We start from the raw sequence: 25,443 nt of genomic DNA, 5'->3' as shown, positions 1-25,443 counted from the left end.
TCGCCACTCAGTCCTCGAACGCCTCCGGCGACGGGCACGAGCAGACCAGGTTCCGGTCGCCGTACGCGCCGTCGATGCGCCGCACCGGCGGCCAGTACTTCCCAGCCCGGTCCACCCCGGCCGGGTACGCGCCCACCGACCGCGGGTACGCGTGCGGCCACTCGTCACCGCTGACCATCGCCGCGGTGTGCGGCGCGTTCGCCAGGGGGTTGTCCCCGGCCGGCCACTGCCCCGAGGCGACCTGCTCGATCTCCGCGCGGATCGCGATCATCGCGTCGCAGAACCGGTCCAGCTCGGCCAGGTCCTCGCTCTCGGTCGGCTCCACCATCAGCGTCCCCGCGACGGGGAACGACATCGTCGGCGCGTGGAAGCCGTAGTCGATCAGCCGCTTCGCCACGTCGTCCACTGTCACCCCGGTGGCCTTCGTCAACGGCCGCAGGTCGAGGATGCACTCGTGCGCCACCAGGCCCTTGTTGCCGGCGTACAGCACCGGGAAGTGCCCCCGCAGACGCGCCGCCACGTAGTTCGCCGCGAGGACCGCCACACCGGTCGCCCGGGTCAGGCCCTCGGCGCCCATCATCCGCAGGTACGCCCACGGGATCGGCAGGATCCCCGCCGACCCGTACTTCGCCGCCGAGATCGCCGGCGTCGCGTCCGCGTGCGCGCCCAACGGGTCACCGGGCAGGAACGGCGCCAGGTGCGCGCGTACCGCCACCGGCCCGACGCCGGGGCCACCGCCGCCGTGCGGGATGCAGAACGTCTTGTGCAGGTTCAGGTGCGACACGTCCGCCCCGAACTTACCCGGCTTCGCGAAGCCGACCAGGGCGTTGAGGTTCGCCCCGTCGACGTACACCTGACCGCCGGCGTCGTGGACCTTCGCGCACAGCGACGCGATGCCCGTCTCGTACACGCCGTGCGTCGACGGGTACGTCACCATGATCGCGGCGAGCGCGTCCCGGTGCTTGTCGATCTTCGCGTCCAGGTCGACCAGGTCGACGTTGCCGTCGTCGTCGCAGGCCACCACGACGACCCGCATGCCGGCCATCACCGCCGACGCCGCGTTCGTGCCGTGCGCCGACGACGGGATCAGACACACGTCGCGGTGCGTGTCGCCCCGCGACGCGTGGTAGGAGCGGATCGCCAGCAGCCCGGCCAGCTCACCCTGCGAACCCGCGTTGGGCTGCACGCTGACCGCGTCGTAGCCGGTCACCTCGGCCAGCCACGACTCCAACTGGCCGATCATCTCCCGGTACCCGACGGTCTGGTCGTCCGGCGCGAACGGGTGGATGTGCGCGAACTCCGCCCAGGAGACCGGCTCCATCTCGGTGGTCGCGTTCAGCTTCATCGTGCAGGACCCGAGCGGGATCATGCCCCGGTCCAGGGCGTAGTCGAAGTCCGACAGCCGCCGCAGGTAGCGCAGCATCGCCGTCTCCGAGTGGTGGCTGCGGAACACCGGGTGGGTCAGGAACTCGGTGGTGCGGGCCAGGTCGACCGGCAGGGTGGCGTCCACGTCGCCGTCGAACGCGGCCACCCCGAACGCCTCCCACACCAGGGCCAGGTGCGCGAGGGTGGTCGTCTCGTCGCAGGACACACCCACCCGGTCGGCGTCGACCAGCCGCAGGTTCACGCCCCGCTGCGCGGCGGCCGCGACGACGGCCGACGCCCGGCCCGGCACCCGCGCGGTGACGGTGTCGAAGAACGCGACGTCCGCGACGTCGACGCCACCGGCGCGCAGCCCGGCCGCGAGCCGCGCCGCCATCGCATGGGTACGCGACGCGATGTCCCGCAACCCGTCCGGGCCGTGGTAGACGGCGTACATGCCGGCCATCACCGCGAGGAGCACCTGCGCGGTGCAGATGTTGCTGGTCGCCTTCTCCCGCCGGATGTGCTGCTCCCGGGTCTGCAACGCCAACCGGTACGCCGGGTTGCCGTCCGCGTCGCGCGACACCCCGACCAGACGCCCGGGCAGCATCCGCTCCAGGCCCGCGCGCACCGCCAGGTAACCGGCGTGCGGCCCACCGAATCCCATGGGTACGCCGAAACGCTGGGTGGTGCCGGCGGCGATGTCCGCCCCGATCTGCCCCGGCGCCCGCAGCAGCGTCAACGCCAACAGGTCCGCGGCGACGGTGACCAGCGCCCCCACCGCGTGCGCGGCCTCGACCAGGCCCGCGTGGTCGCGGACCGCCCCGGACGCCCCCGGGTACTGCAGGTGCAGGCCGAAGAACTCCGCCGGCAACTCGTCGGCATCGACGTCGAGGACCCGCACATCGATGCCCAGCGGCTGCGCCCGGCTGGTGATGACCGCGATGGTCTGCGGCAGGGCGTCGGCGTCGACCACGTACACCGGGCTCTTGCTCTTGGACGCGCGGCGCGCGAGGGTCATCGCCTCCGCCGCCGCGGTGCCCTCGTCGAGCATGGAGGCGTTCGCGGTGGCCAACCCGGTCAGGTCGGTGACCATCGTCTGGAAGTTCAGCAGCGCCTCCAGGCGGCCCTGGCTGATCTCCGGCTGGTACGGCGTGTACGCCGTGTACCAGGCCGGGTCCTCGAGGACGTTGCGGCGGATCACCGCCGGGGTGTGCGTGCCGTGGTACCCCAGGCCGATCATGGAGACGGCGACGGTGTTACGGGCCGCCAGGGCCCGCAGCTCGGCGATCGTCTCGGCCTCGGTGGCCGGGTCCGGCAGGTCGAGGGTGCCGTGCCAGCGGATCACCTCGGGGATCGCGGCGTCCATCAGCTCGTCGATCGAGTCGTGCCCGACGACCTCCAACATCCGACGCTCGTCGTCGGGGCCGGGACCGATGTGACGGGTGGCGAACTGCTCTACGGTCATGGGTGGCGCTCCCGGGGCGAGGTCGACGTGTCGGCCTCCCCCTCTGTCACACCCACGAGCGGCGCTCCACAGTGCCTGCCCACGAGGTCCTTTTGCCTGAGAGGTTCCGGGGAGGATTTGCCCCTTCGGCGCCGCCCTGCGTGCTCTCGGGCGGTCTCTCCCACGTGGGTGTTACCGGCACCGACAACGCTACCAGCGCCGGTGTTACCGCCAGATGTCCTACCCCCGGCCCGTGCCGGTCACCCCGCCGCCGGTCACACCCCCACGGTCGCCGCGCTGCCACTGACCCGCGCGGCCAACTCCGGCAACACCACACCCAGCGGCGCATCGACGCACACCCGGGCGTGCCCGTCACCACGGGTCGGCCCCTGGTTGACGATCGCCACCGGGATGCCCTGTTTCGCCGCCCGAATCACGAAACGCCGCCCGGACATCACCGTCAACGACGACCCCAGCACCAGCAACGACCGGGCCTGCTCCACGGCGGCGAAGCACCGCGCCACCCGCTGCGCCGGCACCGTCTCGCCGAAGAACACCACGTCCGGCTTCAACATGCCGGTGCCGCAGATCCCGCAGTCCACCGTCCGGAACGCCGCCACCTGCTCATCGGGGAGATCCACATCACCGTCCGGGTTGACCCCGGCGACCCGGGCCGTGAAATCCGGGTTCGCCTCGCGCAACCGGCGGTCCAACTCCTCCCGGGAGGTCAGGTTGCCGCAGTCCAGGCACGTCACCTCGTCCAGGCGGCCATGCAACTCGATCACCGACGTGCTGCCCGCCGCACCGTGCAGACCGTCGACGTTCTGGGTGATCACCGTGTCGACCAGACCGGCCCGCTGCAACCCGGCGACCGCCCGGTGCCCGTCGTTCGGCGCCGCGCCGGCGATCAACCGCCACCCCAGGTGGCTACGCGCCCAGTACCGCCGCCGGGCCACCGGATCCCGGGTGAACGCCTGGTACGTCATCGGCGTGTGCCGCCGCGCCACCCCACTCGGGCCCCGGTAGTCCGGGATGCCCGACTCGGTGGACAGGCCCGCACCGCTGAGCACCACCACCCCACCCCCGGCCACCAGCGAGGTCAACGCGTCGAGGCTCTCCATCACCCCTCCATGCTGCCTCAACCCGCCACCCACCGCCGAACCCCGCAGAGGTTCGGCGGTGGACGTGCCGCGCCGTGAACCCGGCGACGACGTCGGCCGAACCCCGCAGAGGTTCGGCGGTGGACGTGCCGCGCCGTGAACCCGGCGACGACGTCGGCCGAACCCCGCACGGGCCCGGCGGCGGGAAGCAACCGCGCCGCCTACCCGGCGACGACGTCGGCGACGACGCAGGCGATGTTGTCCGGCGCCCCCTGCGCCCGCGCCGACTCGACCAATGCCCGCACCGTCTGCTCCGGGTCGGTGGGCGCGGCCAACGTCGACCGCACCGCGTCCCGGTCGACGACCGCGGACAACCCGTCCGAGCACAGCAGGTACCGGTCACCCGGCCGCGCGGTTCGCAGTGCCAGGTCAACCTCGACCTGCGCCCCGGCGCCGAGGGCGCGGACCAACAACGCCCGCTGCGGATGCACGGCGGCCTCGGCACTGTCGAGCCGCCCCTGATCCACCTGCGCCCGCACCCAGGTGTGATCCTGCGTGAGCAGCGACAACTCACCATCGCGCAGCAGATACGCCCGGGTGTCACCGACGTGCGCGAGGGCCAACTGGGAACCGCTGCGCAGCAGCACGGTCAACGTGGTGCCCGGCTGGTCGTCGCCGGTCGCCAACCCGCGCACACTCCGGTCGGCGTCGGCGACCGCTGCGGCGAGCATCGCCACCAGATCCACGGCCGGTGAATCCACCAGCGCCAACGGGGTGAGCGCCTCGATCGCGGCGGCGCTGGCGGCAGCACCGCGCGGCCCCCGGATGCCGTCGGCGACGGCCCACAACCGGTCACCGGCATACACGGCGTCCTCATTGCTGTCGCGCACCAACCCCGTGTCACAACAGGCGGCGTAGCGGACGACGACCGCCGTACTCGGATCGGACATGGTGGTACCCCCTTCGGACAGGTGGTCCACGAGGAGGGTCGCGAGCCGGGCGCGTGCCGCCGTGTCAGCGGTGACCCGCCGCCAGTACGCGGTGACCGCCTCGGCCGCCGCCGCCGGATCCAACCCACACACGACGCGGATCGTCGCCAACGGCATTCCGATGCCCCGCAGCCGCGCGACCAACCGGGCCGACGGCACCTGCGCCGGGTCGTAGAGCCGATACCCGGACTCCGCGTCGACAGCGGCCGGCGGCACAAGCCCCACCTGGTCGTACAGCCGCAACGCCTTCGGCGTCAGACCCGCCGCCTGCGCGAACGCCCCGATGGTCATGAGCCCCACGTCGACAACCTCCTCGCACCGGCCACGGTGACCGGCACACCCAGGTTGAGCCTTCCCCGAAGGTCAAGGTCAAGCCCACTGCGGCGGCTCCCACACCGCCGGTAGGTTGAACGCATGCGTGTCGTCATCGCCGGAGGTCACGGCAAGATCGCCCTGCTGCTGCACCGTCGCCTCGCCGAACGCGGCGACACCCCGGTCGGGCTGATCCGCAACCCCGCGCAGACCGAGACGGTACGCGCCGCCGGCGCCACACCCGTCGTCTGCGACCTGGAACACACCACGGTCACCGCACTCGCCGAACACCTCACCGACGCCGACGCGGTGATCTTCGCCGCGGGCGCCGGCCCTGGCAGCGGCGCCGCCCGCAAGGACACCGTCGACCGGGCCGCCGCCGCGCTCCTCGCCGACGCCGCCACCCGCGCCGGTGTCCGCCGCTACCTGCTCGTCTCCTCGATGGGCGTGGACAACCCACCGGCAGCCGGCACCGACGACGTGTGGGCGGCGTACCTGCGCGCCAAACGCGCCGCCGAGGACGATCTCCGCGACCGCGACCTGGACTGGACGGTGCTGCGACCCGGCCGCCTCACCGACGACCCGCCCACCGCCGCCGTCACCCTCACCCGGCACGCCGGACGCGGCGCGATCAGCCGCGCCGACGTCGCCCACGTCCTCGCCGCGCTCCTCGACGAACAACGCACCACCGGCACGACCCTGGAAGTCGTCGCCGGGCCCACCCCGATCGCCGACGCCGTCCGCGCCGCCACCACCTGAGTGGGCCCCGCGCGGTCAGCGCTGCTGGTGCCGAGGCAACGCCGACCGGCCCGCCGTCGCACCGGCGGCGAACGGCGCCCCCGGCGTCTCCGCCGCGATCCGGTCCATCGTGCGCGCCAGATGCTCACTGCCGTCGTCGAGATGCCGCGCCGCCGCCTGCATGTGCGACACCATCATCTCGCCGAAGATCCGCAACGCCTCCCGGGTCGCCACCGTGTCGTCGAAGCTCGGCCCCGCGGCGCTGCGGTACTCCGCCACCGCCCGCTCCGCCTCCTGCTTCGCCTCCGCCTCCGCGGCGTGCATGTAGCTCTCGTACTGCACCCGGGCGTACTCGGCGACCCGACGCGCGTAGTCGTGCGCCTGCGCGATGATCTGCTCCGCCTCACGCTGCGCCGCGGACAGCAGGTTCACCTCCCGCGCCGCCGGGACCTTCGCCGCCGCCCCCGTACTCGGAATCACCCCGTGCCGGTGCAGCTCCACCCGGTCGTTGAGCCGCTCGTTCTCCGCCCGCAACGTCGCGATCTGCGTCGCCAACAGGTCCAACTCGTCGGCCACCTGCATCCGGAACCGGTCCACGTCCGCGTTGTCGTACCCACGCCGGGCGAACGACGCCGACCCGAACTCCCACCGCCGGACCCGATCGGCGGTCATCCGCACCTGCACACCGCCGGAAATCTGCACACCGTCGTACCGGCTGATCGGGGTCGCGCTCACCTGTTCCCGCCTCCGTCCGCGACTACGGGACCTGCAAGCTCACTCCGTGCGCTCACCTGAGCCCACCTCCCGAAGTGTCACCGGCGGTCGTCTCCTGCACCGCCGTCCGCCAGGCCGAGCCGTACCACTGCGAACCCAGGCCCTCGTGATGCACCTGACCCGGGTGGAAACCCGCCTGGACCAACGTCTGCACCGCGTGCGAAACCATCTCGTCCGACCCACACACGAACACGTGCCGGGAACGCCAGTCACCGTCGGCCAACGCCCGATCCACCGCCTGCACGAACTCCCCCGGCCGGTGCACGTCGGCACCCACCACGTACGTCACCGTCAACCACGGGTGCGACGCCGCCAACTTGTCGATCGCCTCACTGTCGTACAACTCGCTACGCGAACGAGCCCCCACGTAGAGGTCCACCCGACGGCGGGAACCCTCCGCCGCCACCTGCTCCACCAACGCCTTCACCGGCGCCCACCCCGTGCCCGACACCAACAGCAGCAGGTCACTCGAACCCGCCGACCACAACGACAGCCGGTCCCCCACCGGCGCCGCCAGGTGGATCCGATCACCCACCGCCGACCCGTACACCAACCGCGACGACACCGCGCCACCCGGCGCGGCCCGCACGTGCAACTCCAACGTGCCGTCCGCACGCGGCGCGTTCGCCGGCGAGTAGTACCGCCACGACCGCACCGACGGGTGCGACACCCCCACCGACTGGCCGGGGGTGAACGGCAACAGATACTGCGGGCGCACCGTCAACACCGCCACGTCGAACGCCCGCCGCTCGTGCGCCACGATCTCCGCCACCCACCACGGCGGATTCACCGCCTCGGCGGCCTGCGCGGCCTCCGTCATCACCTGCGCGACCAACCCGTACGCGGCCGTCCAGTCCGCCGCCAACTCGTCGGTCCACTGCTCGGCGAGGAAATGCTGCAACGTCGCCACCAGCGCCTCACCGACAGCCGGGTAGTGCTCCGCGCGGACCGCGAACTTGCGGTGATCGGCGCCGAGATCCTGCAGGAAACCCACCAGGTGCTCGACCTGGTCCACGTTGGACACGATGTGACCCAACGCGGTCACCAGCCGGTCCCGCTGCCCGGCCATGTTCGTGGGGAACATCTGCCGCGTCTCGGGATGCGCCAGGAACAACGTGGAGTAGAAGTAGAGCGGCACCTGATCACCGTGCGCGGCGACCAGCGACCAGCTCTGCTTGAGTCGGGCCGCGTCCACGCTCAGGCGCCCGACCGGTTTTCGCGGGCCACCACCTGGTCCTGCACCTGCCCCAGCACCGTCTGCACATCAGCCAGGATGTCCGCCGGCACACCCAGCTCGGTCAGCGTCACCGTCAGGTGCTCACCCACCTTCGCGTAGTGCTCCACCGGAATGTTCAACGGCTGGTGCGCCTCGGCCAACCCACGACCCGCGTACTCGTTGGGACCACCCAACACCGTGGTCAACATCAACGTCAGATGCCGCCGCTGACCCACCATGTCCACATCGGCGAAGTAACCAGCCAACTCCGGGTCCACGAGCACCTTGTCGTAGAACAGCTCAACCGCCGCCTTGACCGAACTGGCACCACCAATACGGTCGTAGTGCGAAGCGGGAGCAGTCTCTTCCGTAACCGTCACGGTCGTTCCTCCGGGGGGTGAAGGGTCCAGAACCGTCAGGGACCATAGCGTGTCAAACGCCTCCGGTCAGCGCCCCCGTATCGGATTTCCGACAGAGCGCTGACACGCTCCGTCACCACTACCCGCAGGTAAATCCACAATCGGCCACCACGACGACACACACCGTATCCACAATGGACCGCACACACCCACCGACCCCTGCCACCGTCACCGAGGGTCGCGAGAAAACCAACCGGAAAAAGACCGGGAAATGGGAACGCTCAGCCAGCCCGCCGACGCGCCCGCCGGGCCGCCAACTCGTCACCCACCGGATCCGAATCGGACGCCACCGCCGGCTCCACCGGGCCACTCGCCGCCGGCTCCGCCGGCAGATGCGACAACGACCCCTGGATCTCCTTGAAAGCCCCACCGATCGCGATCCCGAAAACGCCCTGGCCCCCCTGCAACAGGTCGACCACCTCCTCCGGAGACCGGCACTCATACACGGTCGTCCCATCAGAGATCAGCGTGATCCCCGCCAGATCCTCCACACCACGCGACCGCAACGCCTCGATCGCCTTACGGATGTTCTGCAGGGACACCCCCGCATCCAACAACCGCTTCACGACCTTCAACACCACCAGGTCCCGGAACGAATACAACCGCTGCGTCCCCGAACCCGAGGCGTCCCGAACGCTCGGCACCACAAGCGTCGTCCGCGCCCAGTAATCCAACTGCCGGTAACTGATGCCCACCGCGTGGCAGGCCGTCACACCCCGGTAGCCAACCGAACCCTCACCCTCGACCGCCGCCTGCGGCGACGAGGCACCCGGCCCATCCCACTCTCGACCCGGATCGGAATCCTGCGGCTCGTGCATCCGGACAACCTCCCCGTCAGTGCGGCGACGCGTCGTTTCCGGGACGCGCACCCCTCGACACGGCAACCCTATAGCCACCTTCAGGGGTTACCACGGAGGAACCGACGCGACACGCCGCGCAGCCACCGAGAAGATCACCAACCGCACCACCGGGGCGTCACCGACCGTGACACCCCGGACGCGAAGCCCACCTCAGCCCGCGAAATCCTCCGGACGCACCTGGTCCAGGAACTCGCGGAACTTCTCCACCTCGTCCTCCTGCTCGTCAGGGATAACGATCCCCGCCTCGCTGAGGACCTGCTCCGAACAACGAATCGGCGCACCGACACGCAACGCCAACGCGATCGAATCGCTCGGCCGCGCCGACACCCGCACCCCGTCACCGATCAACAGATCCGCGTAGAACACGTTCTCCTTGAGCTCGGTGATCTCCACCGCCTGCAAGGGCGCCTTCAACGCCGCCAACACATCCCGCAGAAGATCGTGAGTCAACGGCCGGGCCGGCTTGACCCCCTGCTGCTCGTAAGCGATAGCCGTCGCCTCGACCGCACCGATCCAGATCGGCAGATAGCGGTCCCCCTCGACCTCCCTGAGCAGGACGATCGGCTGGTTGCTAGGCAGCTCCACCCGAACTCCGACCACGCTCAGCTCGCGCACCGCCGCCTCCGTGTCGTTGTCACCTACGCCGCACCGCGCCCTTCCCTGCACGGTACACGGACCGCGACACGGCCGTCCCATGCGCTACAGCACCACGCCCGCGCCGGAAAGGGGTTACCCCGGCAAGCCTACGGCACGCTTCCCGGCAGAGATCTTTCCGCTCAGCCACCACCCACCGGACACCGTCAACGACCCAACGTCGACCGCAGACCCACCCGCACCAACGCCGCGTGCAACTGCTCCGACAACGCCACCAACTCCCGCGCCGTCTCCGCCGCCCGCGCCCGCGCCGCCGGATCACTCTGCCGCACCAACGGCGCCACCAACTGCGCGAACAGACCAACCTCACGGTCCGCCGCCGTCCGATAACCCCGCAGGTGCCGCGGCTCCAACCCGTACGACGCCAAACCCGCCACCGCCGACGCGATGATCAACGCATCCGCGTCATACCAACCCGGCGGATCCGACACCAACACACCGAGCCGCTCCAACTCCACCAACGTCGACTCGTCGATCCCACTGCGCGCCACCAGATCCGCCCGGCCGAGCCGCACCTGCGACGACTCGGCCGGCTCCGACTCACGACCCGGCACCTCGCCATCGGGACCGACAGCCACCAACGCGGGCCGCGACCTCTCCGGCTGCTCACCGGACGAATCCCACTGCGCCAACTGCTCACGAATCACCCGCAACGGCAGATACCGGTCCCGCTGCGCGGTCAACACGAACCGCAACCGCGCCACATCGTCCCAGCTGTACTTCCGGTAACCCGCCGCCGTCCGCTGCGGCTCGACCAGCCCTTCGGCCTCAAGGAACCGCAACTTCGAAATCGTGGTGTCCGGGAAATCCACCCGCAACTGCCCGAGCACCTCACCGATGCTCATCAGCGGCTGAGACCGGGCCGCACCGGGTGACGTGGAGGCCGCAGGCTCGTTCACCCCCGGCCGGCCTCCTCCTCCGGGCGCGGACCGGCGATGAACACCACCCGGAACTTACCGATCTGAACCTCGTCACCATTGCTCAACGTGGCCGCCTCGACACGCTCACGATTCACGTACGTGCCATTCAGGCTACCCACGTCCCGCACCGTGAACGTCCCACCGTCACGGTGGAACTCCGCGTGCCGACGCGACACCGTCACGTCATCGAGGAAGATGTCACTGTCCGGATGCCGGCCACTGGTCGTCACATCGTGGTCCAACAAGAACCGGGCACCCGCATTCGGGCCTCGACGAACCACCAGCAGCGCCATACCCGGCGGCAACGAACCGGACATCCGGCTCGGCACCACATCGGTGTCCGGCCCCTCCAGCACTTCGTCGAGCGAACCGAGATTGAGCGTCGAAGTGACGTCGAGCGGGGGGAACTCGTCGTCTGGCCGCGTCATGGGACCACCTCACGGATCTGTTCGGTCGGCGTCGGGTAATGGCGGGTCTGGCCGCCGGGCACGTGAACACCCGGCGGCTGGCTCCCCGTGCCCGGGAAGGCAATTCCGCAACGCTCAACTATTTGGGTTCTCGGTCGACTGGGCGAGCCTAGCCAGCGCCGAAATGCAGGGCAACCGGACGCGCGCAGACAGCCCACGCGCCGGAACAAGCTCACTCAGCCTTCGGTGATCTTCTGATACGCGCCCGCCGTCAGCAACCCATCCGTCGCCGTCGGATCATTCGGCGTGATCTCCACCAACCAACCCGCACCATACGGATCAGTGTTGATCAGCTCAGGCGTGTCACCCAACGCCTCGTTACGGGCCGCGACCGTACCCGCGACCGGCGCGTAGATCTCCGACACACTCTTGGTCGACTCGATCTCACCCAACGAGTCGCCAGCCGCGACCACCGCACCCGCCTCGGGCAACTGCACGTACACGATGTCACCCAACGCGTCCTGCGCGAAGTGCGTGATGCCGACCCGGATCACACCCGTGCCGTCACCCGCCACCCACTCATGCTCGGCGGTGTATCGCAGATCCTCAGGAATCACCAGACGCGTCCTTCATCCATCGGTGCCCCGGACCACCCGGGTCCGGCGCGGCCGCGCCGGTCAGGAGACCGGACGGGCGTGTTCCAACTTGATCGGCACGTGCAGCGCCGAAACCTCGGCAACCTCACGCTCCCCAAACGTCACGTTACCGCCGCCACCCCGGACCGACGCCACCACCCCACCAGGAATGTTCAACGCCGTACGCATCGTCGCCGGATCACCGATCACCGTGATCGTGTACGGGCCCGTCAACCGACGCCCCTCCACCACCAACGACCCGTTGTCCCCATCGAGGAAGTACGTCGACGCGATGATCCGCACCGTCGCCCGGTCACCACCCGCGATCTGCATCGCCTCCGCGCCCGCGCCCCGCAACTCCTGCACCGCGTCCAACACCCGGTTCGCCGTGATCGGCTTGACACCCGAATCGAACTGCACCGTCAGGCCCGGACCCACCGCCGGCAACGTCCCCGCCAGGATCCCCAACTCGTCCGCCCGCCGCGTCGCCTCGTCCAACGCCGCCTGACGACCCTGCTCACCCGACCGCAACTGCCGCTGACTGTCCTCCAGAGCGCGGATGTCCTGCTGAAGACGGTTCTCCCGCGCATCCAGATCCGACAGAATCCGGACCAGGTCCTCCTGCCGCGTCGCCCCCAACGTCGGGTCCGTCGACGTCGTCTTCAACTGCACGACCAACGTGAAACCCAACAACACCAGCAACGCGACGATCATCACCCCGGCCGTGGTCAACCGGGACCGGCCGGCCACCACCGGCGCGGACTCCCCCACCGGCTCCGCCGACCCGTCCGAACCCGACACCGGCTCCCCCGACCGCGGCACCGCGCTCAGGTCCACCGTCGCGCCGTCGTCGACCGGCTCCACCACAGCCTCGTCACCCGACGCCGGCTTCGGCTCGCCGGGCTCCTCCTGCGGCGCCAACGGACTCAACTCGTCCGGATCCGGCGCATCCGGCCGCGGATCCGGCTCACCCGCCGGCCCACCCGGCCGCGCCGGACCCGCCGGCTGCGGCCACCCCGTCCCCGTGTCCGTCTGCTCGTCACTCATCGCAACCAACCTACGCCCGGAACAGGTGCCGACGGATCGCCGCCACGTTGCCGAAGATACGAACACCCAGCACGACGACCACACCGGTGGACAACTGCCCGCCCACCCCCAACTGGTCACCCAGATAAACGATCAGACCGGCGACCAGCACGTTCGAGATGAACGACACCACGAACTGCTTGTCGTCGAAGATCCGGTCCAACCTCGCCCGCACCCCACCGAACACCGCGTCCAACGCGGCCACCACCGCGATCGGCAGGTACGGCTGCAACGCCGCCGGCACCGTGGGATCAAGCCACACACCGAGCACCACCCCGGCGAGCAACGCCAGCACCGCGATCATCGGCCACCTCCGGAGGGGCTAACGGTCGTCGTCGGACCGGACGACCCGGGACTGCCGGACCGGACACCCGACGCGGAAGGGCTCGGACTGACCGACGGCTTGGCGTAGCGTAGCTGCGGCTCCGGAGCCGCCGGCAGGGTGAGGTCGTCCGACTCCCGCACCCCGAACGACAACCCGGTCTTCTGCGACACCTCCCGCATCAGCGCCGCGTTGCGACTGTCCTCGAACTTGCGCCGCATCGAACCCGGCCCGATCGCCGACACCTCGTACGGCCCGGTCACCGGCCGGAAATCCACCAACATCGCCTCACCCGCCGACCGGATCGTCGACGTCGACGTCAACCGCTGCCCGTTGATGGCGATCGCCTCCGCGCCGGCACTCCACAACGCGTTGGCCACCCCCTGCAGATCGCTGTAGAGCACCCGCGGCGGGCCGGCACCAGCACCGGTCACCGCGTCCGCGTTGTCCGGCGCGTCAGCCAACCGCACCACCACACCGTCACCACGCACCCGACCCAGCCCCGTGCTCGCCTCCAGGTTGCGCAGCCGCGCCGCCGCCGAACCGCTCAACGCCGCGTCCCGCTGCCGGCTGACCTCCTCGCGCAGCTGGTCCGCCCGCGTGGACAACCGGTCGGTCTGACTCTCCCGCTCCTTGATCTGCGTCACCAACCCGGAACGGGCCTGGCTGCGCCCCGGCTCGTCCTCCATCGTCTGCCGGTAAGCGACAGCGAACAGGAAACCGAGCATCACCACCACGACCAGGCTGACCGACCGCGACGACCAGCCCCGCCACCCCCGCACCGGCCCGGACGCCGCCGACTGCCGACGGGCAGCCGCCGCGTCCGCGTACCCCGGATCAAGCGGGTTGCGGAACAGCTCGGTGAGGAAGTCCGGCGCGTACACCCGGTCCTGGCCGGGCTTCCCGAGCCGCGGCGCGCTCACGCCGCCGCCCCCGGGCCGCGGGCCGCGCGCACCAACCGCGCCGCCTGGACGACGTACATCGCGCCGGCCACCCAGTAGAGCACCAACCCCCACCAGGCCAGCCCCCAGCCGATCGCGGCCGTCGCCGTCGCCCCGGCGCTCCACTCGGTGGCCAACAGCAGCACCGGGAACGCCGCGAGCAACAGGAACGTGGCGGTCTTGCCCACGTAGTGCACCGGCGGCGGCCCGTAGCCGTAGCGCCGCAGCACCGCCAGCGAACCGAGCAGGAGCAGCTCGCGGGCCAGCAGGGCCGCGGTGAACTGCCACGGCACGATCTCGCGGGCGGTGAAGGCGACCAGGGTGGCGAGGATGTAGAGCCGGTCGGCGAGGGGGTCGAGCAACTCACCGAGGCGGCTCACCTGGCGCAGGCGGCGGGCGATCCAACCGTCGACCCAGTCGGTGGTGCCGCCGATGGCGAGCACGACGATCGCCGCGACGTCGGCCCGGGTGACCAGGAACAGGTAGAGGAACAGCGGGACACCCAGCAGCCGTCCGAAGCTGATCAGGTTGGGCAGGGTGAGCACCTGGTTGCCGGGGGTCTGGTCACCGGTGTCCGGCGGTTGCTCTGCCCGAGCCGGCCGACGCGACACCGATCCTCCTCCACGGCACGCGGGGCCCCGGCCGACGTCTGGCGTGGCTGAGGGGCGTACGCGTTGTCGGGCCGGCCACCGCCGGCTCCCCCTGCTGCGGCCCCGGGCGGGGCCCCTCCCCTGACACGGCCCGCGATCTCGAGATCGCGGGCCGGTACGTGCGCTGTCACTATATCGGGCTTGCGCCGAGCTCCAGGTGCCGCCGCGTGCCGTCCGGTGCGGCTTTGCCGCACTGTGGCGTGGATCACCACGCGTAGAGCGTCCTAGGACACTAGTGGGAGCCGGGCCGTGTTCACGCCGTCTGCACCGCCGGATCGACCTGCGGCTCGGGTGCCGGCTGCTTCGCCGCGCGGGCGAACCCGACCAACGCCAGCAGCAGATCGTGCTGCGTCCGCGTCGGCATCCGGTCCAACACCGCCTGCACCGCACGCTGCCGCCGCGCGGCCAACTCCTCCAACAGGGTCAACGCCGCCGGAGTCGGCACCAGCCGCACCTCGCGCCGGTCGCGGGGATCGGCCACCCGGCGCAACAGCCCGGTCGCCTCCAGGCGGTCACACAGACGGCTCGCCGACGAGGGCACCACGTCCAGCAACTCCGCCAGCCCGTTGACGTTCGTCTCCTGCCGGCTGCTGATCAGCGTGAGCACCCGCAACTGGGTCGGCGGCAACTGGTGGCGCGACGCGGCCGAGTCGAGGACGGCGATCAACGCCTCGGCAGCCGCGGTGATCGCCGCGGCGAGATCCGCAGGTCGCTCCACCCGATGTCCCCTGCCGTCGTCGCGCTGCTGGCCGCCCGGCGAAACGGCGGCCCTCACCCGCTGCCCCGCTCCCGCGGACCGCGCCAGTCCAGACAGACCACGACCGCGTCGTCGCGCAGATCGGACTCCGCGTGATAAGCGTGCAGCTCGCGCATCACCGTACCAACCGCCTCGGCCGCCGGCTGCAACCGTGTGGCGCGCAGGGAACGCGCCATCACGCGCTGCCCGTACGGCTCCCGCCCCGGCGGCTCGGCGGCCCACACCCCGTCACTGACCACGAAGAGGCGGTCACCCGGTTCGAGGTGCAACTCCTGCACCTCGTAACGGGTCTCGGCGAACATCCCCAGCGGCAACTGCTGGTCCAGCTTGATCTGCTCCACCACGGGCCCCCGCATCCGCAGCAGGTGCGGGGAGCCGGCGTCGACCGCCCGTACCTGACCGGTGCGAGTGTCCACCTCCAGCAGCAGGGTGGCCACGTACCGCTGGCCCCGGTGCTGGTAGAAGACGGTGTCCGAGGCCAGCTCGGCCTGCTCCACGAGGCCGCCGCCGGACCGACGCGCGTTGCGCATCGCGTTGACCGTGACCGACGTCAGCATCGACGCGGCCAGACCACTGCCCTCGCCGTTGAGCACCGTCAGGGTGAGACGGTCACCGTCCAGCGACCAGTCGAAGTGGTCACCACCCACTGTGTACGCCGGCTCGAGCTGACCGGCCAGGTCGAACGCCCGATGCGCCACGCTACGACCGGGCAGCAGGTCCCACTGCATCTCGGCGGCCATCGTGAGCCGCTCCCGGCGGCGTGCCCGCCGGTAACGGTCGGTCTCCCGGTCCGCCGCCCGCATCGCGACCGCCAGGGCGCCGGCGACGTCCGTCGCGCGGCCGGTGACCGCCGGACCGGGCACCTCGGGAAGCTCGATCAGCAGCACACCCAGCCGCTCCCCCCACACCGTCAACGGCAGGTACAGCCGGCACGGACCCTCGCCGTCGCGCACCGGCTGCTGGCTGCTGAAACAGCGCTGCGCCATGGTGTGACAGGCCAGGAAACCCGCTGCCGGCAGGTCCGGATCCAGCAGCGGCCACAGCCCGCTGATCCGGTAGTCGGCGACGAACACGTCGGTGCGCAGCGCACCCATCGTCGACCGGATCACCCGGTCCGCCGCCTCCGCCAGTTGGTCGGGCGGGGCGTCGCGCAGCGCGCGCGACACCACGTCCGGCACGTCCACCATGGTCGTCCTCTCAAGAAGCTTGCTACAGGGCAAGCATCATACGGACGCCCCCGGACGCCGAATCCGCGCGGTCAGTCGCCGCCCCGGGTCGCCAGCACGCCGTGGAACGCGTCGGGCACCCGCGGCGGTGGACCCTCCGGCCGCCAGTCGGTGACCGGGACGATCCCGTCCTCCGTCGGCGCCCAACGACCCAGCAGGGGCGCGAACGCCGCCGGCGGACGCATCCGGAACTGCGGCCCCATCATCGCCAGGGCCTGCGGGTGACCCGCCAACTCCTCGGTGTCGAAGTCCACGGCGAGCAGGCTGCCCGGCGCCGCGGCGGCATACAACTCGTCGAGCGTGCGGGTCAGCGTGTCGTCGTCGAGGAACGCGGCGAGCCCGAGGAAGACCACCCCGACCGGCCGTCGCCCCCAGCCCGGCACGAAGCGGTGCAGCTGCGCCGGGTCGATCGTGCCGATGTCGGTCGCGTCACCGAAGCCGTAGCCGGCCCGGTCGCTGCCGGCGAGGATGCTCTGGCCCAGCCGGATGGTGACCGGGTCGACGTCGGTGTAGAGCACCGTCGCGTCGGTGGCGACCTCGTGCACGTTGCCCCTCGTCGGCACCCCGGCGCCGAACACCAGGAAACCGTCCACGCCCTGGTCGGCCATCGCCCGCACCGCCCGGCCCAGGAACGCCCGCAGCTCCCGGAACACCGGCGCGCACGACCCGTACGCCTGCTCGAACGCGCTCGCGGCGGCCACGTCGACCGGGAAGTGGTGCTCCCCACCGAGCCAAAAGTCGATCATTCGCGCGGTGCTCGGCTGGTCTGGTCCATCCATCGACGACGCCCCCTCCCCGGCCGGTCGTCGCCAGCGTACCGACAGCGACGCGCTCGGCGGTATCGCGACGCGGAGGCGTCCGGGCCCGCGATACTGGCCGCGACGGGAGGTGGGCGGTGAACTCGGCGAACAACGCGGCGGTGGTGGTCGGCGTGGACGGCTCGGAGCCGGCGCTGCGGGCCGTCCGCCTCGCCGCCACCGAAGCCGCGCGTCGGCACCGACCACTGCGGGTCGTGCACGGCTTCATCTGGCCGCTGCTGCACGTGCCGACCGCCCCCGCCCCCGGTGCGCCACCGGGCGGTGGGCTCCGCCACGGGGCCGAGGAACTGGTCGAGGCCGCAGTGTCCGAGGCCGAGGCGACAGCACCCGGGCTGTCGATCAGCGGCGAGATCATCGACGGCGAGGCGGCCGCCGTACTCGTGGGTGAGTCCACCACCGCGGCGCTCATCGTGCTCGGCGACCGTGGCCTGGGCGGCTTCTCCGCGCTGGTGGTCGGGTCGGTCGCGGTGCAGGTGGCCGCGTACGCCGACTGCCCGGTGCTGGTGGCCCGCGGCGCGCAACGACCCGACGAGCCGGTGCTGGCCGCGGTGGACGGGTCGGAGGCCGCCCGCGTCGCCGTCGACTTCGCCGCCGAGACCGCCGTGTCCCGGGGTGTGCCACTGGTCGCGGTGCACGCCTACCGGCACCCCGGCAGCAGCGGCCCCGGCGACATGCAACCCCTGGTGTACGACGACGCGAAGCTGCACGCCGAGCAGGAGCGGATGCTCGCCGGGTGGCTGACCGGCCTGACCGAGCGCCACCCGACGGTACGACTCACCTGCCGGGCCGTGCGCGGACGCGCGGGCAGCGTGCTCGCCGACGAGTCCCGCTCCGCCCAACTGGTGGTGGTGGGTGGGCAGGGGCGCGGGGAGGTGTCCGGGTTGCTGCTGGGGTCGGTGAGCCAGTCGTTGCTGCACCACGCGCAGTGCCCGGTCGCCGTGGTCCGCGGGCCGCACTAGGGCGGCCCTGTGGTTCGCGGGCCGCACTAGCGCGGCGGCCGTCTGGTCCGCGGGCCGCGCCGGCACGGGGTTGGCCCGGCGGCAGACGGGTAGACGGCCGCCGTACGCCCAGACCGCCGACGAAGGAGGCAGCAGATGCCAGGACCACGGCCGGGCAGTAACGCGTACGACAAGCAGCGGGCGCGGTTGCGCAACGCCATCGACGACTCCGGACGCCGGGTGCCCGACGGCAAGGCCAACCAGGTCGCGAACCGGATCCTGCAGGAGGATCGCGGCCAACGGGGCGTGGTGCGCGGTGACCGCACGTACGGCCCGAAGAGTGAGCGCGAACCGGGCGACCCGAAGTGAGAAGGGTCGACGTGGCCGACGGCGCCATCGCGGGCGCCGTCGGGAGCACCGCGTTGAACGTGGTGAGCTACCTCGACATGGCACTTCGGGGGCGTCCGGAGAGCGACGTGCCGCAGGAGACCGTCGACAAGCTGGCCGGCATCGCCCACGTGGATCTGGGGTCCGGGGACCGGAGGGCCAACCGCCGCTCCGGCCTCGGGCCCCTGATCGGTTACGGGCTGGGCATCGCCGCGGGTGTCGCGTTCGCGCTCTACGCGGGCGACCGGCGGCAACCCCTGCCGGTGGCGACCGGTCTGCTCGGCGCCGGTGTGATGACGATGACGGACGGGTCGATCACCGCGCTGGGGATCAGTGACCCGCGCACCTGGCGGCGCTCCGACTGGATCTCCGACATCATCCCGCACCTCGCGTACGGACTGACGGCCGCCGCCACCTGGAACAGGCTGCGGCGGCCGTCCGGTCGCGGTCGCTGATCAACGGGTGTCGCTGTCGTCCTCGGCCACGGGTTCACCGGCCGGGCCGTACGGCGACACCTGGCCCTTGGGCACCGGTCGACCGGCGTCGCCGCGCGACGTGCCACGGTTGGCCGGGTGCCCGCCCGGGGCGGGGCCCTTGTTGTCCTGGCTGGTCGCGCCCAGCGCGTTGCGGCGGAGTTCCTGCTGCTGCGGGTTCGTCACGGGTGTCTCCCTTCCGGGTACGGCAGGCGGCATCGACCGCCTCCACCGTCGGCATACCCGCCCGCCCCGGGGGCATTCCGGCCTCGGGTACGGCCGGGACGGCTAGCCGGTGCCAAACCGGGTAACCGTTCGCCGTGGGCAACGATCGAACGGTGGTGCGGGTCCTGCTGGACCGGCGCGGCCGCACGTACGCGGAGGAGGCCGGGATCCGGCTGTCCGACCGACCCGGCCCGCTGTACCAGCTGCTGGTGCTGACCACCCTGCTGAGCACCCGGATCCGGGCGTGCGTGGCGGTGGACGCCGCGCGGGAGCTGTTCGCGGCGGGCTATCGCACCCCGCAGGCGATGGAGGCGGCCGGTTGGCAGCAGCGCGTCGACGCGCTGGGCCGGGGCCACTACCGCCGCTACGACGAGCGGACGGCCACCATGCTCGGCACCGGGGCCCGGCTGTGCCTGGACCGCTGGCACGGTGACCTGCGGCGGCTGCACCGCGAGGCCGAGGGTGACCCGGTCGGGCTGCGTCGGCGGCTCACCGAGTTCCCCGGCATCGGCCCGACCGGCGCGGACATCTACCTGCGCGAAGCACAGGCGGTCTGGTCGGACCTGCGCCCGTACGCCGACCGTCGGGCCCTGGCCGGGGCGAAGCGGTTGGGTCTGCCGGGATCCCCGGACCGGTTGGCCGGGCTCGTCGACGAACCGGATTTCGGGCGTCTCGCCTCGGCGCTGGTCCGGGTGGCGCTCGGCGAGGAGTCGGCGGGCGAGGTCACCCGCGTCGCCGCCCGTTGAGCGCTCACTTCACCGTCTTGTCTCCGGGGCGGGTCAGGTGCCACACCAGCAGGGCGGCGAGCAGGGCGAGGACGACCACGCCGCCGGAGATGCCACGGCCCTCCTCGGGGCTGCGGCCGGCGCTACCGAAGTAGATCACCGCGAGGCCGGCCAGCACCGTGACGAACGTACGCAACCCTCGGTCCTTCACGTGTCGCACGCTAGCCCGGCACGATCGGCTTTCGCCCTGATTCGCGGCTTGTGTCCCCTGGTCGGGTGACAAGTCACCGGTCGCTGACGAAACCCCGCAACCGCACCCGACGAACGGCCCGGTCGGCGACCTCCACGACCTCCAGGGTCAACCCGGGAAGACGCACCGTCTCCCCCGGCTCACCGGGCAGGTGCCGCAGCCGGGCCAGCACCAACCCCGCCACCGTCGTGTAGTCGCGGGACAGCGGGAAACTCAGCCGCACCCCCAGGTCGGGCAGGTCGTGCAGCGGGAAGTCCCCGGGCACCAGCAGGGACCCGTCCGACTCCCGCACGACGCCGTGCACGTCGCGGTCCGTCTCGTCGTACAACTCGCCGACCACCTCGGCCAGTAGGTCCTCCATGGTGACCATGCCGTCGATGCCACCGTGCTCGTCGACCACCAGGGCCAGTTGCTGGTGTCTCTGCCGTAGCTGACGCAACGCGTCGGCGACCGGCAGGGTCACCGGCAGCAGCAGCGGCGACCGGACCCGCTCGGCCACCGGGGCGGCACCGGCCCGCACCAGGTCCCGGATGTGCACCACACCGAGCACCTCGTCCAGCCCGCCGGGCCCGGTGACCGGGGCACGGGAGCGCCCGGCGGCGGCGAGCCGACGAACCCCCTCGTCGGCCCCGAGGTCGGCCGGCAGCGTCAGCACCTCCCGCCGGGCCACCAGGATCTCGCGCAGCGTACGACCGGCGATGTCGAACGCGCCGGTCAGGATCTCCCGCTGCTGGGCGGACAGCCCGCGCTGGCTGGCCAGCATCTCCCGCAACTCCTCCTCGGTCATCTCCTCCCGGTTGGCCCGCGGGTCACCCCCGGCGAGCCGGACGACCGCGTCGGTGGCCCGACTGAGCAGCCACACCGCCGGCCGGGACACGCGGGCGAGCAGGTCCAGTGGGCGGGCGCTCACCAGCGCCCACCGCTCCGCCCGCTGCATCGCCAGCCGTTTCGGGGCCAACTCGCCGAGCACCAGCGTGACGAACGTCAACAGCACCGTCACCAGCAGCACGGCGGCGGGGCGGGCCGCGCCGCCGAGGAAACCCAGCACGCCGACCAGCGGCTCGGACAGCGACACCGCGGCCGCCGCCGAGGCGAGGAAACCCGCCAGGGTGATGCCGAGCTGGATGGTGGCCAGGTAGCGGTTCGGGTCACGGGACAGCCGCACCAACCGGTCACCGGAGCGGCTGCGCCGACCCAGCCGCCGCAACTGCCCCTCGCGCAACGTCACCAGCGCCATCTCGCTGCCGGAGAGCGCCGCGTTGACCAGCACGAGGACGGCCACCAGCGCCAACTGCCCGAGCTGACCGCCCATCGCGTACCCCCGTGTCCGCCGCCTGAGGTCACTCAACCGCAGCGCGGCCGACTCCGGGCCCGGTTTACGACCCGCTCAGTCGACCTCCAGGTCGTCCAGCGAGATGGAGTGGGTCATCAGCCACCGGGCCAACGCCGTCATCCCGAACAGCCACAGCGGCACGGACTCGGTGGGCCCGTTGGTGGCGTAGATGGCGAAGCGCAGGTCCGGTGCCCGGTACGCCTCGATCCGCCACTGGTGCTGCCGGTCCCGCCAGACCGCGGAAGGGTCCATGGCGTCACCGTAGGCGACCACGGCCGACCCCGGGGCCGGTTGCTCAGGTGACGACGATCCGGGCGTCGTCGGGCAGTCGCCGGGTCGCGCCGCGACGGTCCAGCAACTCCAGCAGGGGCACCGCCACCCGACGGGTGGTGTCCAACGCCTGCCGGGCCGCCGAGAGCGTGAACGGCTGCGGCAGCCCGGCCAGGACCCGGACCGCGCCGTCGAGCGCGTCGGGCAGCAGGACCACGTTGTCGGCGAGCCGCAGCAGGGCCCCGGCCCGCACCGCGGCGCCGATCTCCCGGGGGCCCAGACCCAGGTCGACGAGGCGGTCCGCCTCGGGGGCCCGGAACGGGCGGTCGCCGTACTCGGCGCGGACCCGCTGCACGGCCCGGGCCACCGGTTCCGGCAACGCGTCGACGCCCGCCGCCCCGACCCGCCCGGCGTGGATCCGCAGCGGCGGCCGGACCAGCGCCTCGACCAGCACCCGGTCGGGCAGCGCGAGACGCCGGCGCAGCGCGTCCACCGGGATCCCGGGTTCCAACGGGTGTTCCCGGGCGTAGCGGGCGACCTCCTCGGCCAGCTGCTCGCCGAGCCGCTGCCAGTGCGCCGGGTCGGCCAACCAGTCACCGGCCACCGGAGCTACGTGCACCGGCACCCCCATCCGGATCAACGCGCCGACCCGGACCAACCGGCGGCGGCGCAGCTCCCCGGCCAGGTCGGGGCGGCCGTCCAACTCGGCGAGGACCTGCGCGCGGGCCGCCGCGGCACCCCGGCGGGACAGCGGTGGCGGCGCCACGTCCAGCACCCGTACCCCACCTGTCACGTGGTGCCGACCCGGGTCACGCAGCAACGCCCGGTCGCCCACCAGCAACGGCAACGGACGGGCCAACCGCAGCCGTACGGTGTCCGGGCCGAGCGGTCGGACCCGTACCGGGACCGCCGCCGACCCGACGTGCAGGGTGAGGGTGGCCGGTAGGTCGGCCGCGGGATCGCCGGTGAGCCGCACGTCGACGAGGTCGGTGCGGTGGAACCGGCCCGGGGTGAGCAGCGCGTCGCCACGGCCGAGGCGGTCGCGGGGCGTACCGCGCAGGTTGACCGCCACCCGGGCCACCGCCGTGACCTCCGGTCGGGCCTCCCCCAGGGCGTGCAGGCCGCGTACCCGGACCGGTTCGTCGGCACCGGCCAGCTCCAACTCGTCGCCCACCCGCAACCGTCCGCCGCCGAGGGTGCCGGTGACCACGGTGCCGCTGCCCCGCACGGTGAAACTGCGGTCGACCCACAGACGCACCGGGTCGTCCACCGCGGGGGCGGGCACCCCGGCGGCGAGCCGGTCCAGGGCGGTACGCAGCTCCGGCAGGCCCGCGCCGGTCAGGCCACTGACGGCCACCGCCGGCACCGTGCCGAGGCTGGTCGCCGCGATCTCGTCCCGGGCGCGGGCGATGGCCGGCCCCGGGTCGGCCAGGTCGGCGCGGGTCACCGCCAGCAGGCCGTACGCGACACCGAGCGCGTCGAGCGCGGCGAGGTGCTCGGCGGACTGTGGCATCCACCCCTCGTCGGCGGCCACCACGATCAGCGCCGCCGGTACCGGGCCGACACCGGCGAGCATGTTCGGCACGAACCGTTCGTGCCCCGGCACGTCGACGAAGGCGACAGTGCCACCGGACGGCAGCGTCGTCCAGGCGAAGCCCAGGTCGATCGTCATGCCCCGGCGGCGTTCCTCGGCCCACCGGTCGGGTTCCATCCCGGTCAACGCCCGGACCAGTGTCGACTTGCCGTGGTCGACGTGCCCGGCGGTGGCGACGACGAACACGCTCAGTCGTCCCCGGTTACGCGCAGCACGGCCGCCCGGACGGCGTCGTCGGCCTCGACCGGCACGCAGCGCAGGTCCAGCAGGAGCCGACCCCGGACCACCCGCCCGAGCACCGGGTGCTCGCCGGTGCGCAGCGGCCCCGCGTACCGTTCGGGCAGGCTCAGCGCCCACGAGTCCAGCTCCACGCCCGGTGCCCCGCCGCCACCGACCACCGCGACGGTCGGCACCACCTCCGCCTTGCGGCCGTCCGCGCCGAGTCGGTCGCGCAGCCGCTCCACCCGGCTGCGGAGCGCGCCCGGGTCGGCGTGCAGCGCCGCCCGGGTCGGCGTGTCCGGTTGGTGCACTGTCGCGGCCAACGCGGCCAGGGTGAGCTTGTCCACCCGCAAGGCCCGGGCCAGCGGGTGCCGGCGCAGCTTCTCGACCAGCTCGACGTCACCGAACAGCAGGCCCGCCTGCGGGCCGCCGAGCAGCTTGTCGCCGCTGGCCGTGACCAGCGCGGCCCCGGCGCGCAGGGTGGTGGTCGCGTCGGGTTCGTCGGGCAGCAACGGATCGGGGGTGAGCAGACCGGAGCCGATGTCGGCGACCACCGGCACGCCCAGAGTGGCCAGTCGTCGCACCGGGGTCGCCGAGGTGAAGCCGGTGACCTGGAAGTTCGACGGGTGCACCTTGAGCACGAAGCCGGTCTGCGGGCCGAGCGCCGCGGCGTAGTCGGCGAGCGTGGTGCGGTTGGTGGTGCCCACCTCCCGCAGCCGCGCGCCGGTGCTCTCCAACAGGTCGGGCAGGCGGAAACCGTCGCCGATCTCGACCAGCTCACCCCGGCTGACGACGATCTCCCGACCGGCGGCCAACGCGGTGGCGGCCAGCACCAGCGCGGCGGCGCCGTTGTTGACCACGTGCACGGCGCCCGCGTCGGGCACAGCGGCCGCCAGTGCGTCGAGGGCGTCCCGGCCCCGACGGGCCCGCCGCCCGGTGCCCAGGTCCAACTCCACATCGGTGTGCCCGGCGGCGGCGACCACCGCGGAGACCGCGGCGGCGGACAGCGGCGCCCGGCCCAGGTTGGTGTGCAGCACGACCCCCGTCGCGTTGAGCACCACCCGGGGCCCGGCCGCGGGCAGCGCGGCGACCGCCGCGTCGCGTACCTCGTCGGGGTGCAGCTCGCCCCGGCGGGCCCGCTCCTGGGCGTGGGCGACGACCGCCTTGACCCGTTCCCGACCGAGCGTCGCGCTGGCGGCGGCCAGCCGAGGATCGGCGAGCAGCGTGTCGGTGCGGGGCACCCGCCGTCGCGGGTCCGTCGGCCCGTCGCCCATCGCGTCATCTCCTGCACTGGTTTGGCGGAGACGGACGGGAATCGAACCCGCCTGGCCCGGGTCCCGGACCACACCGGTTTTGAAGACCGGGAGGGGCACCAGCCGCCTGAACGCCTCCACCG

29 protein-coding genes, 1 tRNA gene and 1 riboswitch are annotated in these 25,443 nt (G+C 72.2%); of the genes, 5 read left to right on the top strand and 25 right to left on the bottom strand.

Annotated features, from left to right (window positions below):
- Positions 1-7: 7 nt before the first annotated feature.
- The 3 genes from gcvP to O7617_RS28945 form a co-directional block, all read right to left on the bottom strand.
- Entirely contained in the window at positions 8-2,830 is a 2,823-nt protein-coding gene (gene gcvP, locus O7617_RS28955) for an aminomethyl-transferring glycine dehydrogenase (protein ID WP_282259453.1), read from the bottom strand.
- A 74-nt stretch (positions 2,831-2,904) separates the two neighbouring features.
- Positions 2,905-3,003: riboswitch (glycine riboswitch) on the bottom strand.
- A gap of 81 nt (positions 3,004-3,084) precedes the next feature.
- Positions 3,085-3,930, bottom strand: coding sequence for an NAD-dependent protein deacetylase (locus tag O7617_RS28950; protein ID WP_282259452.1), 846 nt, complete (start codon positions 3,928-3,930; stop codon positions 3,085-3,087).
- A 200-nt stretch (positions 3,931-4,130) separates the two neighbouring features.
- Positions 4,131-5,198, bottom strand: a complete 1,068-nt coding sequence (locus O7617_RS28945; RefSeq protein WP_282259451.1) for a MerR family transcriptional regulator — start codon at positions 5,196-5,198, stop codon at positions 4,131-4,133.
- Positions 5,199-5,312: 114 nt separating this feature from the next.
- Here O7617_RS28945 and O7617_RS28940 point away from each other — a divergent pair, with 114 nt between their 5' ends.
- Positions 5,313-5,969: an NAD(P)H-binding protein gene (locus O7617_RS28940; protein ID WP_282259450.1), complete on the top strand. Its 657-nt coding sequence runs from the start codon at positions 5,313-5,315 to the stop codon at positions 5,967-5,969.
- 15 nt (positions 5,970-5,984) lie between these two features.
- Here O7617_RS28940 and O7617_RS28935 read toward each other — a convergent pair whose 3' ends face one another.
- From O7617_RS28935 to O7617_RS28865, 15 genes are all read right to left on the bottom strand, one after another.
- A complete protein-coding gene (locus O7617_RS28935) occupies positions 5,985-6,683 on the bottom strand; it encodes a cell division protein DivIVA (RefSeq protein WP_282259449.1) in 699 nt (232 codons plus the stop codon).
- A 52-nt stretch (positions 6,684-6,735) separates the two neighbouring features.
- Positions 6,736-7,917 (bottom strand): globin domain-containing protein, encoded by a 1,182-nt coding sequence (locus O7617_RS28930; RefSeq protein ID WP_282259447.1) that lies wholly within the window; start codon positions 7,915-7,917, stop codon positions 6,736-6,738.
- 2 nt (positions 7,918-7,919) lie between these two features.
- Positions 7,920-8,318 (bottom strand): group 1 truncated hemoglobin, encoded by a 399-nt coding sequence (locus O7617_RS28925; RefSeq protein WP_282259445.1) that lies wholly within the window; start codon positions 8,316-8,318, stop codon positions 7,920-7,922.
- A gap of 260 nt (positions 8,319-8,578) precedes the next feature.
- Positions 8,579-9,175: a MerR family transcriptional regulator gene (locus O7617_RS28920; RefSeq protein WP_282259444.1), complete on the bottom strand. Its 597-nt coding sequence runs from the start codon at positions 9,173-9,175 to the stop codon at positions 8,579-8,581.
- A 192-nt stretch (positions 9,176-9,367) separates the two neighbouring features.
- Positions 9,368-9,832, bottom strand: coding sequence for a bifunctional nuclease family protein (locus O7617_RS28915; RefSeq protein ID WP_088989552.1), 465 nt, complete (start codon positions 9,830-9,832; stop codon positions 9,368-9,370).
- 185 nt (positions 9,833-10,017) lie between these two features.
- A complete protein-coding gene (locus tag O7617_RS28910) occupies positions 10,018-10,716 on the bottom strand; it encodes a MerR family transcriptional regulator (protein ID WP_282264895.1) in 699 nt (232 codons plus the stop codon).
- 50 nt (positions 10,717-10,766) lie between these two features.
- The gene (locus O7617_RS28905; RefSeq protein WP_007071101.1) at positions 10,767-11,219 is read right to left on the bottom strand and encodes an FHA domain-containing protein; all 453 of its coding nucleotides are present in this window, start codon (positions 11,217-11,219) and stop codon (positions 10,767-10,769) included.
- A 215-nt stretch (positions 11,220-11,434) separates the two neighbouring features.
- Positions 11,435-11,815, bottom strand: a complete 381-nt coding sequence (gene gcvH / locus O7617_RS28900) for a glycine cleavage system protein GcvH (RefSeq protein WP_282259443.1) — start codon at positions 11,813-11,815, stop codon at positions 11,435-11,437.
- Between the two features lie 60 nt (positions 11,816-11,875).
- The gene (locus O7617_RS28895; RefSeq protein WP_282259442.1) at positions 11,876-12,880 is read right to left on the bottom strand and encodes a DUF881 domain-containing protein; all 1,005 of its coding nucleotides are present in this window, start codon (positions 12,878-12,880) and stop codon (positions 11,876-11,878) included.
- A gap of 10 nt (positions 12,881-12,890) precedes the next feature.
- Positions 12,891-13,223, bottom strand: a complete 333-nt coding sequence (locus tag O7617_RS28890; RefSeq protein ID WP_030327710.1) for a small basic family protein — start codon at positions 13,221-13,223, stop codon at positions 12,891-12,893.
- A complete protein-coding gene (locus O7617_RS28885) occupies positions 13,220-14,164 on the bottom strand; it encodes a DUF881 domain-containing protein (RefSeq protein ID WP_282259441.1) in 945 nt (314 codons plus the stop codon). The genes O7617_RS28890 and O7617_RS28885 overlap by 4 nt, the downstream gene beginning before the upstream one ends.
- Positions 14,161-14,793 carry a CDP-alcohol phosphatidyltransferase family protein gene (locus O7617_RS28880; RefSeq protein WP_282259440.1) on the bottom strand — a complete coding sequence of 211 codons (633 nt, stop codon included), beginning with the start codon at positions 14,791-14,793 and terminating at the stop codon, positions 14,161-14,163. Before O7617_RS28880 ends, O7617_RS28885 begins: the two co-directional genes overlap by 4 nt.
- Before the next feature lie 292 nt (positions 14,794-15,085).
- Positions 15,086-15,550: a MarR family transcriptional regulator gene (locus tag O7617_RS28875; protein ID WP_282259439.1), complete on the bottom strand. Its 465-nt coding sequence runs from the start codon at positions 15,548-15,550 to the stop codon at positions 15,086-15,088.
- A gap of 53 nt (positions 15,551-15,603) precedes the next feature.
- Positions 15,604-16,776, bottom strand: coding sequence for a PP2C family protein-serine/threonine phosphatase (locus O7617_RS28870; protein ID WP_282259438.1), 1,173 nt, complete (start codon positions 16,774-16,776; stop codon positions 15,604-15,606).
- A gap of 71 nt (positions 16,777-16,847) precedes the next feature.
- Positions 16,848-17,594 (bottom strand): SAM-dependent methyltransferase, encoded by a 747-nt coding sequence (locus tag O7617_RS28865; RefSeq protein ID WP_282259437.1) that lies wholly within the window; start codon positions 17,592-17,594, stop codon positions 16,848-16,850.
- 116 nt (positions 17,595-17,710) lie between these two features.
- On the opposite strand from O7617_RS28865, the gene O7617_RS28860 reads away from it, so the two are divergent.
- The 3 genes from O7617_RS28860 (at position 17,711) to O7617_RS28850 (ending at position 19,413) form a co-directional block, all read left to right on the top strand.
- The gene (locus O7617_RS28860; protein ID WP_282259436.1) at positions 17,711-18,592 is read left to right on the top strand and encodes a universal stress protein; all 882 of its coding nucleotides are present in this window, start codon (positions 17,711-17,713) and stop codon (positions 18,590-18,592) included.
- Positions 18,593-18,727: 135 nt separating this feature from the next.
- Positions 18,728-18,940 (top strand): phosphatidylethanolamine-binding protein, encoded by a 213-nt coding sequence (locus O7617_RS28855; RefSeq protein ID WP_088989541.1) that lies wholly within the window; start codon positions 18,728-18,730, stop codon positions 18,938-18,940.
- Positions 18,937-19,413 carry a hypothetical protein gene (locus tag O7617_RS28850; RefSeq protein ID WP_282259435.1) on the top strand — a complete coding sequence of 159 codons (477 nt, stop codon included), beginning with the start codon at positions 18,937-18,939 and terminating at the stop codon, positions 19,411-19,413. The genes O7617_RS28855 and O7617_RS28850 overlap by 4 nt, the downstream gene beginning before the upstream one ends.
- On the opposite strand, the gene O7617_RS28845 is transcribed toward O7617_RS28850, so the two are convergent.
- Positions 19,414-19,617, bottom strand: a complete 204-nt coding sequence (locus tag O7617_RS28845; protein ID WP_278146074.1) for a hypothetical protein — start codon at positions 19,615-19,617, stop codon at positions 19,414-19,416.
- A gap of 134 nt (positions 19,618-19,751) precedes the next feature.
- On the opposite strand from O7617_RS28845, the gene O7617_RS28840 reads away from it, so the two are divergent.
- Entirely contained in the window at positions 19,752-20,402 is a 651-nt protein-coding gene (locus O7617_RS28840; RefSeq protein ID WP_282259432.1) for a hypothetical protein, read from the top strand.
- A gap of 4 nt (positions 20,403-20,406) precedes the next feature.
- On the opposite strand, the gene O7617_RS28835 is transcribed toward O7617_RS28840, so the two are convergent.
- The 6 genes from O7617_RS28835 to O7617_RS28810 all read right to left on the bottom strand — a co-directional run bounded on the left by O7617_RS28835 (position 20,407) and on the right by O7617_RS28810 (position 25,439).
- On the bottom strand, positions 20,407-20,592 hold the full coding sequence (locus O7617_RS28835; RefSeq protein ID WP_036410487.1) for a hypothetical protein: 186 nt from the start codon (positions 20,590-20,592) through the stop codon (positions 20,407-20,409).
- A gap of 73 nt (positions 20,593-20,665) precedes the next feature.
- Complete coding sequence (locus tag O7617_RS28830; protein WP_282259431.1) at positions 20,666-21,943, bottom strand: hemolysin family protein; 1,278 nt, start codon at positions 21,941-21,943, stop codon at positions 20,666-20,668.
- Positions 21,944-22,018: 75 nt separating this feature from the next.
- Positions 22,019-22,216, bottom strand: a complete 198-nt coding sequence (locus tag O7617_RS28825) for a hypothetical protein (protein ID WP_145781709.1) — start codon at positions 22,214-22,216, stop codon at positions 22,019-22,021.
- A 43-nt stretch (positions 22,217-22,259) separates the two neighbouring features.
- Positions 22,260-24,014, bottom strand: a complete 1,755-nt coding sequence (selB, locus tag O7617_RS28820) for a selenocysteine-specific translation elongation factor (protein WP_282259430.1) — start codon at positions 24,012-24,014, stop codon at positions 22,260-22,262.
- Between the two features lie 2 nt (positions 24,015-24,016).
- Complete coding sequence (gene selA / locus O7617_RS28815; protein WP_282259428.1) at positions 24,017-25,321, bottom strand: L-seryl-tRNA(Sec) selenium transferase; 1,305 nt, start codon at positions 25,319-25,321, stop codon at positions 24,017-24,019.
- 22 nt (positions 25,322-25,343) lie between these two features.
- Positions 25,344-25,439: transfer RNA gene (locus O7617_RS28810), tRNA-Sec, on the bottom strand.
- Between the last annotated feature and the right edge of the window lie 4 nt (positions 25,440-25,443).

It is taken from the genome of Micromonospora sp. WMMD1155, from assembly GCF_029581275.1.
GTDB lineage: Bacteria > Actinomycetota > Actinomycetes > Mycobacteriales > Micromonosporaceae > Micromonospora.
This window is presented reverse-complemented; position numbering and strand designations above follow the sequence as displayed.

Coding starts and splice junctions, on each gene's coding strand:
- O7617_RS28890 (WP_030327710.1), bottom strand. CDS start 13,223: ATGATCGCGGTGCTGGCGTTGCTCGCCGGGGTGGTGCTCGGTGTGTGG.
- gcvP (WP_282259453.1), bottom strand. CDS start 2,830: ATGACCGTAGAGCAGTTCGCCACCCGTCACATCGGTCCCGGCCCCGAC.
- O7617_RS28865 (WP_282259437.1), bottom strand. CDS start 17,594: ATGGATGGACCAGACCAGCCGAGCACCGCGCGAATGATCGACTTTTGG.
- O7617_RS28895 (WP_282259442.1), bottom strand. CDS start 12,880: ATGAGTGACGAGCAGACGGACACGGGGACGGGGTGGCCGCAGCCGGCG.
- O7617_RS28825 (WP_145781709.1), bottom strand. CDS start 22,216: ATGGACCCTTCCGCGGTCTGGCGGGACCGGCAGCACCAGTGGCGGATC.
- O7617_RS28950 (WP_282259452.1), bottom strand. CDS start 3,930: ATGGAGAGCCTCGACGCGTTGACCTCGCTGGTGGCCGGGGGTGGGGTG.
- O7617_RS28830 (WP_282259431.1), bottom strand. CDS start 21,943: ATGGGCGGTCAGCTCGGGCAGTTGGCGCTGGTGGCCGTCCTCGTGCTG.
- O7617_RS28905 (WP_007071101.1), bottom strand. CDS start 11,219: ATGACGCGGCCAGACGACGAGTTCCCCCCGCTCGACGTCACTTCGACG.
- O7617_RS28910 (WP_282264895.1), bottom strand. CDS start 10,716: ATGAGCATCGGTGAGGTGCTCGGGCAGTTGCGGGTGGATTTCCCGGAC.
- O7617_RS28855 (WP_088989541.1), top strand. CDS start 18,728: ATGCCAGGACCACGGCCGGGCAGTAACGCGTACGACAAGCAGCGGGCG.
- selA (WP_282259428.1), bottom strand. CDS start 25,321: ATGGGCGACGGGCCGACGGACCCGCGACGGCGGGTGCCCCGCACCGAC.
- O7617_RS28940 (WP_282259450.1), top strand. CDS start 5,313: ATGCGTGTCGTCATCGCCGGAGGTCACGGCAAGATCGCCCTGCTGCTG.
- O7617_RS28920 (WP_282259444.1), bottom strand. CDS start 9,175: ATGCACGAGCCGCAGGATTCCGATCCGGGTCGAGAGTGGGATGGGCCG.
- O7617_RS28870 (WP_282259438.1), bottom strand. CDS start 16,776: ATGGTGGACGTGCCGGACGTGGTGTCGCGCGCGCTGCGCGACGCCCCG.